Origin of the sequence: Rickettsia sp. TH2014 (genome assembly GCF_019249195.1) — a bacterium.
Lineage (GTDB): Bacteria > Pseudomonadota > Alphaproteobacteria > Rickettsiales > Rickettsiaceae > Rickettsia > Rickettsia felis.
Window position 1 is genome coordinate 1 of the sequence record NZ_MXAX01000269.1, and the last position, 14,415, is coordinate 14,415.

Sequence of the window (14,415 nt, forward strand, 5' to 3'; positions counted from 1 at the left end):
ATTACTTCGTAATTCTTCTCGCAATGACGATTTAACAAAATTGTTGTAACTACACTATTACTTTTGATAAATCAGCAAGTCAACTAACGGTGTTTAGATCTTGTTTATAATATACTCCGAGTAAATGAAGAGTCGGTATACGAAGGTCAATTTCAAAAAGAGCAAGGAGTCTGCAAGGCGAGGAACGCAGCGTATACTTAATACGTGAGTACCACAGAACTTGCTAGACGACGACGCCAATTTTTGAAATTCACCAAGTATAACAAACCTTTTTAACAGCTTCTATTACATCACTCTCGCTCGGCAGAGCTAATTTTTCTAAATTAACGGCATAAGGAAGCGGTACGTCTTTACCGCTGACGATATCTATCGGTGCATCTAAATAATCAAATGCTTCTTTCATAACTATAGAGGCTATACTTGCTCCAACGCCGGCAAAAAACCACCCTTCTTCAACTATAACTAAACGATTAGTTTTTTTCACCGATTCTATTATTGTCTCAGTATCAAGAGGCTTGATAGTACGCAGGTCAATAACCTCACAATCAATATTATCGTTCTGCAAAATATTTGCAGCATCTAGGGCAAGTTTTACTTGAATCGAGAAAGTTACTATAGTGACACTACTACCTTCTCTTAAAATTTTTGCCTGACCAAAAGGTATAGGCTCAATTGTTTCCGGTACGTCAAAACTATGACCGTATAAAATTTCATTTTCTAAAAAAATAACGGGATTATCGTCCCTAATAGCCGTAAGCATAAGTCCTTTATGATCTTCGGCACTATAAGGGGCTACTACTTTTAACCCTGGGACATGAGAATAACAAGCTGTATAATTTTGGCTATGTTGTGCTGCTACTCTACTTGCCGCTCCGTTTGGTCCTCTAAATACTATCGGACATTTGACCTGCCCACCTGACATGTAATGCGTTTTTGCAGCTGAATTTACTATATGATCAAAGGCTTGCATAGCAAAGTTAAAGGTCATAAACTCCACAATCGGACGAAGTCCTGCAAAAGCTGCTCCGACTGCAAGCCCTGCAAACCCATATTCCGTTATCGGCGTGTCAATGACTCTCTTAGGACCAAACTGCTCTAGTAATCCTTGAGTTACCTTATAAGCTCCTTGATATTCTGCAACTTCCTCGCCTATGATAAAAACCTTGTCGTCTCTTACCATCTCTTCTTGCATCGCATCACGCAATGCTTCACGTACCGTTATTTGCATTTTTCTTTTTTATTTTGATTAAATTAATCGTCATTGCGAGTAGCCGTAGGCTGCGCGGCAATCTCATGAAATAATAACAAATTCCTGAGATTGCCACGTCACTTTGCTCTTCGCAATGACGTTTTTTTAAGCCTTAACAATACACCTCAGTATACAACTCCCCCTCATCAGGCAGTGGTGAGTTTTCTGAAAATTCTACTGCTTCTTTTACAATTTCTTTTACCGACTGCTCTATTTCTTTTAAATCCGCTTCAGTTGCATATTTATTATCGAGTATCGTTTTTCTTATTATCACTAGCGGATCGCGCTCTTTATATTGCTCAACTTCTTCTTTACTACGATATTTTGCCGGATCGGACATCGAGTGTCCACGATAGCGATAAGTCTTTACCTCTAATATCAGCGGAAAGCTATTTTCTCTAACATACTCGGCTGCTTGTTTAGCTCCATTATACATTTCTTCAAAATCCATACCGTCTAGCTGAAATCCTTTAATTCCAAACGATTCCCCTTTCTTATATAAATCACGCATAAAGGTAGAACGTGCTACAGACGTCCCCATCGAATATTCGTTATTTTCAATAATATAAACTACAGGTAAACCCCATAAAGCAGCCATATTAAAGGCTTCATATACTTGACCTTGATTAACCGCACCATCACCTAAAAAAGTAAAACAAATATTATTCGTACCATTATATTTCTCAGCAAAAGCAAGCCCTGTGCCTATAGGCACTTGAGCTCCGACTATACCGTGTCCACCGTAAAATTTACTCGGTATGTCAAATAAATGCATCGAACCACCCTTACCTTTCGAGCAGCCTGTAGCTCGCCCCATAAGCTCGGCAAGAACATGTTTAGGCTCTGTTCCCGCTAAAATAATATGAGCATGGTCACGATAGCTAGTAATTGTACTATCGCCTTTTTGTTTAACCATATCTACCGCAGAAATTACTGCTTCTTGTCCTATATATAAATGACAAAAACCGCCTATTTCTCCCATACCGTATAACTGCCCGCATTTCTCTTCAAAACGACGCAGTAGAAGCACATCTTTAAAGCTTTTTATATATTCTTTCTTTGTCGGCTTATATTTTTTTGGTTTTATATCCACTAATTACTCCTTATAATCTTAAACGTCGTTGCGAGAAAGTGTTGCCCGCATGAATACCAAAGTCGTCATTGCGAGGGGCGGAAGCGACGCGGCGCTCTCAGGCATTTATCTTACTTCATGAGATTGCCGCGTCGATGCTACGCATATCCTCGCAATGACGATTCAGTATCCACGCACTAACGTTCGCTCGCAATGACGCTTTTTAATGTCACAAAATACGGTACATGATCCGAAGGTGGCGGCCAATCTCGTGCTTCCGATAGCAAATTCATAGCAAATAATGTATCTTTTAAATTATCGCTAACCCAAATATGATCAAGCCTTCTACCTCTGTTAGATTTTTTCCAATCTATATTTCTATAGCTCCACCAAGTATAGAATTTTTCATCAAACGGAACAAAATGTCTACTACTGTCAATAAAACCTAACGAGTTTTGTAGCTCTACCAATAATGAGCGTTCAATATCGGTATGGCTGATAACATTTCGTAGCTGCTTACTAGACCATACATCATGTTCTAGCGGTGCAATATTCAAGTCCCCAACAATGATAATTTTATCGTTTTTAGTACGGTTAGTAGTTAACCATTCCTGCATTAATCTTATATATTCCAGCTTATGCTTAAATTTTAAGTTTACCTCTATATCAGGTATATCACCACCGGCAGGAACATAAAAATTATGTATTTCTATATCATTAACTATAGCTGCTATATGCCTTTTATCGCTATTATATAATTCCAAAGAAAAAACATTATTCAAAGGAAATTTTGAAATAACAGCAACACCGTTATATGTTTTCTGCCCTGAATATATTACATGTTCATAGCCTATATTTTTAATAACTTCAAGAGGAAATAGCGAATCATCTACTTTTGTTTCTTGAAGTAAAATAATATCCGGTTGATGCTCATGTGCTAACTTTCTTAATAAATCGATCCGCAGACGCAATGAATTAATATTCCAAGTAACTATCTTCATTAGACTTGTTGTATAACCTCCTTCTAAAGGTAATTTGTATGTCAATCCGGTACTCGCATCCTCACGTACTAAATGTACGCTGCGGTGCTGCGTTCCGTGTTTCCTTCAAATTTCTCTTTATAAGATAGGTTATACAACAAGTCTATTTAATTCTTTATAGCTGCCCCTATTATTGCATCTCTGAAATAAATTATTCCAAGTTGATTTAAAGGATTTTTCATGTCAATTTTATCTTTTTCTTCTTCAGGAATTTTAATCATAGTATTACTAAGTATAGCAAAATAAAGATTATCAGGCAAAACATACCCTGCTTCACTTTGTATCCCAAGGGCTTTTCCAGTATAATGAATCATTAAATGCTTAGAATCAAGATCCGTAAGAAAAATACCGTAACCCATATAAGACTTACGCCCTTCTATATCTTTTGCTAAAAAATATTTAGTAGTCATAAGTTTATATGACTTTTTAGAAAGAATTTTCCCCTCATTTAATGCCCTATACCATTTAACTAGATCGTTTGGTGTTGATATTATACCACCGTCAGCAAAAGGAACTGCTAAAAAATCAGCAGTTACAGGAGTAAATATAGGTTTATTACTATTATTAGGAGTTAAAAAATACCTTACCGGATAATTAGAACTAATAACGTTTTTCTGAATTCTAGCAGCTTCACTATATGAAGCAAAACTAGTAGATTTCATGTTAAGAGGTTTAAAAAATTCATCATAAAAAAAGTTAGCTAAATCTTTTTTAGCCACCTTTTCGATAATCATACCGAGTATAACAAAATTAGTATTACTATATTTAAATTTTTTCCCTATAGATATTTCTAAAGGTTTAGAAGAAACAAATTGTAATATTTTCTTGTGAATCTCTTTCTTAGGCGTATTTAAATCATGTTTAACAAAACTAAAATATTCAGCAATACCACTACTATGCGTTAATAAATTATGGATAGATATTTTATACGCCCAATCCGGTACTTTTCTACCCCACATTTCCGGATCAAGATATTTATAGATTTTATCGTGAATATTTAATAATTCCTGTTCTTGTAATTTTAAAATTCCTGCTGCTGTAAAAGGCTTTGTAGCAGAAGCAATAGGCATCATTTCATTAGCTTTTAATTGCTCACCGTTTAAAGCAAAGATTCCTTTAGCACCGGTTAATAAAGGTTTATAATCATCGGCAAACATAAAAACAGCATTTAAAAATCTATTACTTATATATCCTTTTTCTGCTTCATTGATTCTTTGCTGTATATCTGCAAAACAATCAATACTATTAGTAATTAAAAAAAGCAGCAATAAAAAATATCTACGAATCATAACTTCAACACTCCACAAACTTATCAGTAAACGTCTTACATAACGCAGCTAATAAAGAGGAATTTGAAGGAGACACGGAACGCAGAACCGCAGCGTACACTTGGTACGCGAGGATTCGAGTACCGGATCGGCGTACAAATTACCTTTAGGAGCAAGTTATGTAAGACGTTTAGTAAAATAAAACGGTAATTTTGCTTCTAAATTAATCTCTTTACCAAAAATCTTTTCAGATAAACATATATTATTAGCATGCAAGAACATATATTTACTATACGGCATTATTTCGTTATTACCATATTTATCATCCCCAACTATCGGGCAACCTAATAATTTAGCATGTAACCTTAATTGATGCATTCTACCTGTAACCGGTGTAAATTCAATTAAAAATAAGTTATTATCAAGTGATTTAAGTAATTTATAATAAGTAATGGTAAGTTTACCATTTTCACTATAAATATCAGTAATTTTAGGTGTACTTCTCTTACTCTTCTCTATATTACTTCTAACTTCTCCTACATTTTTAATTGGCTTTCCATAGGTTACGGCAAAATATGTTTTTACAACCAATTTTTCTTTAAAAGCATCATGAAGTTTTACACTACTTAAATAATTTTTGGCTATTAAGAGCAAACCGCTTGTTTCTTTATCTAACCTATGTACTAGCTTAAAATCAGCACCTTTATAATTCAAATATTTTAATGCAGAGTCAATAGATAAATTTATTTTACTGCCACCTTGAGTAGCAAGACCTGCAGGTTTATTTATAGCTATTAAATTATCATCTTCATATATCAGATAATCGGTAGTAATTTTCTTCGCTAGTTTAATTTCAGCATCGGTAAAAACTAATTTTTCGGGTTGCTTAACAGGTAAATTAAACTTATCGTTAATAAAAATTTTATCGCCGCCCTTTACTCTTAAACTCGCTTCTGCTTTCTGAGAATTAACGGTAATTTGTTTTTGACGTAATGCTTTCTCTATTACTCCTTGAGTCAATAACGGATATAGACGTTTTAAATATTTATCTAATCTAGAAGAAACAGGAGTATTGACATCGATGATCATTTAGAGCTTTTTATTATGTTGTTGCATGGCTTGGTTTCCCGTCATTGCGAGAAGAATTACGTAGTAATTCAACGAAGCAATCCAGTTAGAAATTCTGATTTACAGAATTTTTTTATTATTTTTTCTAGATTATCACGTCGCTTCACTCCTCGCAATGACGACTAGATATCTACGCGGGAATGACATAAAACAATCCACGTAGCAATGCCGACTTAACCACAGTAATATTTTAACTAGTTTTTATTAAAAAATAGCACCAAATTATTATAGATAAAAGGATTATAGCAAAAAGCTGATGTATAGAGGCAATTATTATAGGTACGGAATATAAAAGAGTAATTATTCCGGTAGATATCTGCATCAATAATGCAATCATTAGAAAATACGCTATCTTATTTAATTTCGGATGTTCTATTTTTAACAAACAAACCGCCAAAACCGTAACAATCACAAATACGCTATAGCCGCCTAAGCGATGTATGAATTGTATAAAAACCGGATCATGCAAATTTGCAAGATTAAAGAAATTATCTTTTATCTCCATCGGGATAAAACTATCACCCATTAGCGGAAAACTATTATATATCAGCCCTGCATCAAGCCCTGCAACCATCGCCCCTAAAAAAATTTGCACATATATTACAGTAATAGCAATACCGGAAAATATTAATGGTAATTTTAAATCTGTTTGTGACGGTATTAACAAAATATCACAACGATTTTTTATTAATTGATAAAAAAGTATGTGATAAATAATTACGGCAATAATTAAATGAAAAGCAAGCCGAAAATGACTAACGGACGGGCTACTCAACAACCCGCTTTTAACCATATACCACCCCATAAAGCCTTGTACGCAAAATAATAGCAAAGCAATTATATAAAGTAGTATGTCACGATTTTTTATAACATCTTTAAAATAAAAATATATTAAAGGTACAATATATATTAAAGCTGTAATTCTACCGAGTAACCGATGTATAAACTCTAACAGATAAATAAACTTAAACTGCGATAAAGTCATTCTATAATTAATGGAGTTATATTCAGGAAAAGCTTTATATTTAGCAAATTCCGCTTGCCAGCTTTCAAAACTAAAAGGCGGCAAAATACCGGTTACCGGATGCCACTCAACTATAGATAAACCAGAACCTGTAAGCCTTGTTATCCCCCCTATAACAATCATCGCTATGACTATTATACAACTTATAAACAACCATTTTGTAATTAAACTCTTCTGCACTTTTATTTTAAGTTTATGTTTTTATTTTGTTGCATTGTTAGCGGGCATTGCTGCGTGGACACCACCCCGTCATTGCGAGCAGCCGTAGGCTGCGTGGCAATCTCAGGATTTTGGCATGAGATTGCTCGTCAATTACTTCGTAATTTCCTCGCAATGACGAACCACCGGCTAAATCAGGACTCTACATTCTTCTCCGTATCTTCGGCAGTATTAGCAGGACGTTTCATATTTGATTTTTTATTACGATATCTACGTTTTGTCTTTTTTGGAACAGCTTGCGCTTCTTCTAAGCCGGCATTACTTTCTGCAACTTTCACCTCTTCCACAACGCTTACAGTTTGCTCTACCGATTCTTTTACCTCTAAACTCTCATCTTTTACTTCATTAGCAATATTATTACTATTATTAGCTGTTTTCCATTTATGTTTATTTTTGCGTAACTGTTCTTTTTTCGGCTCTTCTTCAGTATAATCGGCACTATGATTCTGAATTACCGGCTTAACAGGATTAACATTATTATTATTTTTCTTCAACAGCTTCACTTTTTCAATCGAATAACTATCTGATGTAGCATTAGGATCGGAATAAAAATTAAGCTTTATATTATATTTTTCTTCAATAAATTTTATCTCAGCACGTTTATTATTAAGTAGATAAATAACTGAAACGATATTGGTAAAAACATTTATTACATCAATTCTTTCTTCAAAAATTTCATTCTCTATAGTACGTAAAATTAACATAGCATTAGCGTCGCTCGCTCTAATGACTCCTTTACCGTTGCAATGAGAACAAATTGCTGAATTAGTTTCTAAGAAAGAAGAGCGTAATCTCTGCCTTGAGAATTCAAGTAGTCCAAACTGACTAATATTACCGGTTTGTATACGAGCACGGTCACGACTTAAAAACTCTTTAAAGGATCGTTCAATAATTTTACGATTCTTAGCTTCGCTCATGTCTATAAAATCAACAACTATCAAACCTGATAGATCTCTAAGCTTTATTTGCTTCGCTACTTCTTTGGCTGCTTCTAAATTAGTTTTTAGTGCTGTTTCTTCGATATTTTTTTCAGAAGTTGATTTACCGGAATTTACGTCAATCGAAATAAGAGCTTCTGTAGGATTAATAACAATATATCCCCCTGAAGGTAGTGTCACGACAGGCTGATATAATTTAACTAATTGCTCTTCTACTTGAAACTTAGTAAATATAGGAGTTTTATTTTTATGTTCTTTAAGTTTTGAAAGCTCTGAAGGTAATAAATCCTGCATAAATTTTGAAGCATCTTCATAAGCCTCTTGTCCTTGAATTACTACCTCTTTAACATTGTGATCGCACATATCACGTATGGTTTTACGTATTATACTATCTTCTTCATGAATAAAACACGGAGCCGGAAATTTAATAGTACTTTTACGAATTTTATTCCATAACCTTGCTAAATAATTATAGTCCTTCTTCAAATCTAAGGCACTACTTCCTTTACCAGCGGTTCTAACAATGACGCTGTAAGCATTTTTGTCACCGCTTACTATTTTATTTAAAATATCTTTCAGTCTTTTTCTTTCTTCCCCGTTTGATATTTTACGTGATATGCCGTTTTGCGATCCTTTATTAGGCATTAAAACACAATATTTACCAGCCAAGGATATATAAGTAGTAAAAGCGGCACATTTATTTCCTCGTTCTTCTTTAGTAACCTGTACTAATAATATTTGGTTTTTTCTTATTACGTCCTGAACTTTATATTGTTTATATTGCAGAACGTTCTGCTCAATACCGCTTTGAATAATTTCAATATCGTCAGCCGCTTCTAAATTAAGTTCTGATTGGAATTTACTCTCTACTAAATCTTCTATAGTTTTTAGGTCAATTTCTTCACTATCAACCAAAGAATCATATATAGCAGCCGGTTTCTCTTTATCATCCTCAACCGTAATATTTGAAAGAGCTATTTCAGGAAAAGCATTAACCGGAAAATTTCTCTCTGAGACAGGCAAATTGTAATAGTTAGGATGGATTTCACTAAACGGTAAAAATCCACTTTTATCCATTCCGTATTCTATAAAAACAGCTTGTAGCGATGGTTCTATTCTTGTGACTTTTGCTAAATAAATATTACCTTTATTTTGTTGTCTTACAGTTGTTTGAAATTCAATATCTTCTATATTGTTGCTTTGTCCTAATAAAACTACTCTTGTTTCGCTTGGAAAATTAGCATCAATTATAATCTTTTTATTCATTTATCTTGCTCACTAACTTGAAGAACAAATAATTAATATAATGCTTGTATCTTAAGAAAAATCATTGTTTATCTTGTATTAATTTATTTAAATAGATAATTTATCTATGATTAAAGAGCAAAAATGAAATTCTAGATAAACTTCAAATAACACCTCTTTAAAATACTAAAAAATATATTATTATTTTTCTTACATTAAAATATTTTCATATTATTTAATTCATTAATTTTTTTAAAATTAAACAATAATTATATACAAATTATAAATAAGACTACCATACTTGATTAAAAGCTGATAATCTAATAACTATCCATATATACTTAAATAATGGAATTACAAATCTCTTTAATTTTTAAGATAATAATCTTAATCATTATAATTATGAGTTATATACCATGTATTTATGTTTAGCAAACACTTAATTTATGACTTTAAAAAACGATTACAAAACTATTTTTTTCTCGCTTCTGGGAATATTTATTTTTTCCTGTATTAATGCTATAAATTTTTATAATTTTAAAATCTTTTTACTGATAAATAAAAATCTAGGTGGAGAACAAATAAATCATATAAATCAAACTAAATTTATAGGTTCGATAATCGCAGGTTTTGCCTTAACACAATTAATTAATAGATTAAGTAATAAAAAAATTATTTTAATTAGCTTATCTTTATTAATTATTTGTACAATAAACCTCATTTTATTAAATAATTATACTCTAATTAAAATTAATTTTATTTTAATTAATTTTGGAACATTTTCATATTTCACTTCTATAACATTAGATATTATTGAGAGTAGCAAAAAAAAGAAATATTTTTTTTTAGCTTGTATAATGTTGTTATGGGCGGGTGGAAACTTAATGGTAGATTTATTGAATCCATTTATAAAACCGACAAATAATACTATAGTAATTTGTGCATTGTTATATTGTATCAATATACTAACCGAATTTCTGCATTATAATCCCACATCTCATAAATTAAATCTAAATTCAAAATTCTCATCCTTAATAAAAAATGTCGAATTACAATTATTGACAGGCTTCGTAGTTGCTTATGTCACCTTAGATATATTATGGTATTATGAAGCTTTTGCATTAAAGAAAGAATTAGCATTAATTAATTTAAGACTCATACTAAAATATATTTTCCTAGCAATATGTTTTTCTATAATTCCTATATGCTACATATTAAGCAAAGTAAATAAATATTTGGCTAATTTATCACTAACTATAATGCTACTCGTCTGTTTTATTTTACTATCGCTTCATGGAACTAGTAAAAACCTTAATATATTATATATAATACTAATCGGTAGTTGTTTAGGATCTATTTATATTTGCAATATTTTAATACTAATTGATAAATTTAGAGATTACGAACTTAGAACAGCTTTATTTTCGTATTTTTCAATGTGCAGCATCGGTATATATGCCGGAGCTTTATCATCTCATGCACCTTACGACACCATTAACGGCAGTGATTTCTTATTTTCCGTTTTTGCCGTAGTCGGTAGTTTTGTAGCTTATCATTTTTGGTATTTTATTAAGTATAAATTATACAAATTCTAAATTTAGCTGTACTACATAGACGAAGATCAATTTCAAAAAGAGCAAGGAGTCCACAAGGCGAGGATCGCAGTGTATACTTAATACGTGAGAACCGAAGCTCTTGTAGGACGAGGTAGCCAATTTTTGAAATTCATCGAGTATATGTGTAATATTTTGTAACATAATATAGCTTGTACAATTCGGCATTAAATACTAATATTTAAATATATTTTATAGCCTCGCATGCAGCAAAGTACATTATTAAAACCGGTTAGTTGTTACGGAATCGGCGTTCACTCAGGGAAACGTACTCAGTTAACTATAGAACCTGCTAAAGAAAATACCGGAATTATATTCATTAGAACCGATATATCTTCTGAAAAGAATTATATTGAAGCTAGCTATTTCAATGTTTCCGATACCTTGTTATCTACCACTATAAGTAATGAATATAAAGTTCAAATTTCAACAATTGAACATTTGATGGCAGCACTTTGGGGATGCAGCATTGATAATGCAATTATTAAAATTGATGGTCCTGAAGTACCAATTATGGACGGCAGTAGTAAACCTTTTGTGTTTATGATTGAGTGTGCAGGAAAAAAAGTACAAAATGCTCCTAAAAAATATCTAAAAATTTTAAAAGATATAAAAGTAGTTCACAAAGATTGTGAATTATACTGCGCTCCTTACGACCACATGACGGTGGATTTAACTATAGATTTTGCTAGCAAAGCTATAGGAAGACAAAATCTAACCTTTTCCAAACAAGAATCTTTCAATCAAAATATTGCAGACGCCCGAACTTTCGGCTTTACGAAAGAGCTCGATTATTTACAAAGTAAAGGACTTGCTCAAGGTGCTTCATTTGAGAATGCTATAGGAATAGATGAGCAGGATAAAATCTTAAACCCAAACGGCTTACGTTATGAAGATGAATTTGTTCGCCATAAATTATTAGATTTATTCGGTGATTTATATACCAGCGGTACTAGCGTTGTAAGTTCAATTAAAGGATATAAAACCAGCCACGCTCTTAATAATGAATTATTGCATAGAATATTTAGCGATACTACCTCTTACACATTTGTAACTAGTAGTGAGTTATAATAATCATTTCATATTGTTAAATTTCGCTTTCTTTTTTGCATCCTTTTTAAATTTTCACTTTTTGCCCTTTTTATTTCAGCATTATTAACTTTATCTTTATCCATAGCTTTAGTTAACGGACTATATCCTTCGGCTTTACTAGGATTTTCATAAAATGGATTCATTACATTTTTAATATCTTTAACATAACTCTCTTTTCTATTATCCATTGTTATTTTATTTTCTTTAAAAAATTCTTCTAAACCGTTTCTTTTTATTTCAAAATTAAAATGACCTCTTATTTCTCGAAATTTTTGTATTTTTTGGTCTTTATTCATACTCCAATAATTCTTATCCGTTATTAATTGTTTTAAAGCCAATGTTTGTAATACTTGATTCTTAGTATAATTCTCTAATTGTTCTAAATTTTCATATATAGGAGTGTCTTGTTTTTTATATTCTTCATTTATATTTAATTTAAATATTGCTTTTATTTCTATTTTTTCCTTTTCATTAAGACCGTCGATAATTAATGATGCGGTCGTAACTACACCGTAACCCGTAGCTTTTAATATGTCAAGCACATTACCGTTAGCACCTTTAATAATAGAGGTAGCCAAACTTGCGGCTCCACCTAAATTATTTCCAAATATTCGTCCTGTACTTTTCAATTTATTTACATTTAACTCATACTTATCTTGAGTAGTATCCTTACCTATCGTTTGCGGCGTATATAATTCATTTTTCAAAATATCTTTTAAACTCGGTTCTAATGATAATATATAATCTTGCTGACTTTTAGCATTTCTGTTATGTACTAATAAATTATTCTCTTTATGAAGTTTACGCAAACCATGCACGTTCAAAGTCTCGTTTATAGCTTGAATTCCTACGCTAATTCCTGAAACAACAGCTACAGCTATAATTATCGGTGATATAGGAGTAAAAAGTCCGGAAACTGCAATTGCTATAGAAGCTACGGAAACTGCATAACTTAAACTATTGCTAAATAATATTTTACCGATTTTACTTTGTCTAAAACTAGTCCAATAAGATTTTAACTTATTAAATATTTTTCTAATCCTTGATTTTTTTGAATCAGACATTTATTTTTCTCTCCAAAGAATAAATATTTGTATAAATTTTTCTTTTATTTATTTAATTAACTTCTCTTACAACTTAAATTATAGTATAAATTCTAATAAAAAAAACAAAATAAATGTCTGGAAAAGAATTAAATAAAATTGTTGCAGCCATCTTATTTGCTAGTTTAATTGCGATGATGGTTGGATTTGTTGCAAATATATTATATAAACCCACTCTAGAGTTACAGCATCGCGGCTACAGCGTTGTGGTTCAAGAATCATCAGAAAATCAAAATACTGCCGCATTAGAGCAGGCACCGGTAAATATACCGGAATTAATGAAGACTGCTAACGCCGATAACGGTCGTGAAATAGCCAAGAAATGTTTAATGTGTCATTCTCTTGATAAAGACGGCCCAAATAAACTAGGACCGCATCTTTGGGATGTAGCAGGCAGACCAAAAGCAAGCATAGCAGACTATAAATATTCTCCTGCTCTATCAAAACTCGGCGGCGTATGGGATGATGATAGTTTATTTGCTTTCTTACATAAACCAAGTAGCTATGCACCAAGAACCAAAATGTCCTTTGCTGGTATCTCAAAACCACAAGACATAGCTGACGTAATATTATTTTTAAAAACTTATGTTCATGATAAATAATTACTTCACCGAAATATGGTTAATAATCGGCATAATTTGTGTAGTCGTTGAATTCTTTGCAGTTCCAAACATTGGATTCTTATTCTTTGGGCTTGGAGCATTATCAAATACTCTTGTAGTATATAACTATCCTCTAGTTGGCTTAACAAACCAAATAACATTTTTTGGTATATTATCGCTTATTTGGTTTTGCATATTATATTATCCTCTTAAAAAATATGTTTATAATAAAACTGATAAGACAGAAAACTACTCGGATATGATAGGCAAAACGGTAGAGGTTTATAGTTCTGCCGTCTCTTCTGATAGTATAGGACAAGTAAGATGGTCCGGTGCTATTATGAATGCTTACCTTGCTCCAAATGAAATCGATGCAAAAACAGGCGACCGACTTTTTATTGTCGAGGTTAAAGGGAATATATTAATCTGCTCTAAACATAGACCTGCTCATCACTAAATATACTCTTATTTTCCTATCTATTAATATTTTACTAATAAGTACTTAAAAGATTAACTATTATCTTGCAAAAATAAAATTTTTGTGTATAATTTACAATATAAGCAATGAATATAATTCTTTAGTTATAATGAATTAGTGCTCCTTATAACTATCATAAATATATTTTTATCTTATTTCAATTGCTTAATTTTTGCTAAAAATTTTAATGATTTATTTAAGGTAATAATATATGCAAAAAATTGTTCTCCAAGGACAGAAAATAACAAACTTACCAAACCAAGAAACTTTAGCAAAAATTTATAAAGAAGATGAGATAAAATGTAGAAGTCAAGATTTAATCTTACAGACATTATAAAAATTAT

At 31.8% G+C, this 14,415-nt stretch carries 13 protein-coding genes and 2 pseudogenes; 6 read left to right on the forward strand and 9 right to left on the reverse strand.

The features are described from left to right. Window positions 1-250: 250 nt before the first annotated feature. The 5 genes and pseudogenes from KYQ89_RS05590 to KYQ89_RS05610 form a co-directional block, all read right to left on the reverse strand. On the reverse strand, window positions 251-1,228 hold the full coding sequence (locus KYQ89_RS05590) for a pyruvate dehydrogenase complex E1 component subunit beta (protein ID WP_218460764.1): 978 nt from the start codon (window positions 1,226-1,228) through the stop codon (window positions 251-253). Window positions 1,229-1,361: 133 nt separating this feature from the next. Then, window positions 1,362-2,342, reverse strand: coding sequence for a pyruvate dehydrogenase (acetyl-transferring) E1 component subunit alpha (gene pdhA, locus KYQ89_RS05595; RefSeq protein ID WP_218460765.1), 981 nt, complete (start codon window positions 2,340-2,342; stop codon window positions 1,362-1,364). Between the two features lie 176 nt (window positions 2,343-2,518). Further along, the gene (gene xth, locus KYQ89_RS05600) at window positions 2,519-3,322 is read right to left on the reverse strand and encodes an exodeoxyribonuclease III (RefSeq protein WP_256621445.1); all 804 of its coding nucleotides are present in this window, start codon (window positions 3,320-3,322) and stop codon (window positions 2,519-2,521) included. Window positions 3,323-3,334: 12 nt separating this feature from the next. Further along, window positions 3,335-3,468, reverse strand: a pseudogene (locus KYQ89_RS08110) (palindromic element RPE1 domain-containing protein); the annotation flags it as partial. Continuing rightward, entirely contained in the window at window positions 3,469-4,650 is a 1,182-nt protein-coding gene (locus KYQ89_RS05610) for a serine hydrolase domain-containing protein (RefSeq protein WP_218460766.1), read from the reverse strand. A gap of 35 nt (window positions 4,651-4,685) precedes the next feature. Here KYQ89_RS05610 and KYQ89_RS05615 point away from each other — a divergent pair. Next, window positions 4,686-4,819: pseudogene (locus KYQ89_RS05615) on the forward strand (palindromic element RPE1 domain-containing protein); the annotation flags it as partial. Here KYQ89_RS05615 and KYQ89_RS05620 read toward each other — a convergent pair. From KYQ89_RS05620 to KYQ89_RS05630, 3 genes are all read right to left on the reverse strand, one after another. After that, the gene (locus KYQ89_RS05620; protein ID WP_218460767.1) at window positions 4,807-5,718 is read right to left on the reverse strand and encodes an RluA family pseudouridine synthase; all 912 of its coding nucleotides are present in this window, start codon (window positions 5,716-5,718) and stop codon (window positions 4,807-4,809) included. The pseudogene KYQ89_RS05615 and the gene KYQ89_RS05620 sit on opposite strands and share 13 nt — an antisense overlap. Window positions 5,719-5,947: 229 nt before the next feature. Beyond that, entirely contained in the window at window positions 5,948-6,961 is a 1,014-nt protein-coding gene (locus KYQ89_RS05625; protein WP_218460768.1) for a COX15/CtaA family protein, read from the reverse strand. Window positions 6,962-7,134: 173 nt separating this feature from the next. Continuing rightward, window positions 7,135-9,204 carry a ribonuclease E/G gene (locus KYQ89_RS05630; protein ID WP_218460769.1) on the reverse strand — a complete coding sequence of 690 codons (2,070 nt, stop codon included), beginning with the start codon at window positions 9,202-9,204 and terminating at the stop codon, window positions 7,135-7,137. A gap of 425 nt (window positions 9,205-9,629) precedes the next feature. Between KYQ89_RS05630 and KYQ89_RS05635 the strand changes: the two genes are divergently transcribed. Beyond that, window positions 9,630-10,778, forward strand: a complete 1,149-nt coding sequence (locus tag KYQ89_RS05635) for an MFS transporter (RefSeq protein ID WP_218460770.1) — start codon at window positions 9,630-9,632, stop codon at window positions 10,776-10,778. Between the two features lie 222 nt (window positions 10,779-11,000). Next, a complete protein-coding gene (lpxC, locus tag KYQ89_RS05640) occupies window positions 11,001-11,867 on the forward strand; it encodes a UDP-3-O-acyl-N-acetylglucosamine deacetylase (protein ID WP_218460771.1) in 867 nt (288 codons plus the stop codon). A gap of 8 nt (window positions 11,868-11,875) precedes the next feature. On the opposite strand, the gene KYQ89_RS05645 is transcribed toward lpxC, so the two are convergent. Next, window positions 11,876-12,952 carry a hypothetical protein gene (locus KYQ89_RS05645; RefSeq protein WP_218460772.1) on the reverse strand — a complete coding sequence of 359 codons (1,077 nt, stop codon included), beginning with the start codon at window positions 12,950-12,952 and terminating at the stop codon, window positions 11,876-11,878. Window positions 12,953-13,065: 113 nt separating this feature from the next. Here KYQ89_RS05645 and KYQ89_RS05650 point away from each other — a divergent pair, with 113 nt between their 5' ends. The 3 genes from KYQ89_RS05650 (at window position 13,066) to KYQ89_RS07930 (ending at window position 14,408) form a co-directional block, all read left to right on the forward strand. Beyond that, window positions 13,066-13,593 (forward strand): c-type cytochrome, encoded by a 528-nt coding sequence (locus KYQ89_RS05650; protein ID WP_218460773.1) that lies wholly within the window; start codon window positions 13,066-13,068, stop codon window positions 13,591-13,593. Then, window positions 13,577-14,050: an NfeD family protein gene (locus KYQ89_RS05655; protein WP_218460774.1), complete on the forward strand. Its 474-nt coding sequence runs from the start codon at window positions 13,577-13,579 to the stop codon at window positions 14,048-14,050. The genes KYQ89_RS05650 and KYQ89_RS05655 overlap by 17 nt, the downstream gene beginning before the upstream one ends. A 232-nt stretch (window positions 14,051-14,282) precedes the next feature. Further along, a complete protein-coding gene (locus KYQ89_RS07930) occupies window positions 14,283-14,408 on the forward strand; it encodes a hypothetical protein (protein ID WP_256621443.1) in 126 nt (41 codons plus the stop codon). The last annotated feature ends 7 nt before the right edge of the window (window positions 14,409-14,415 follow it).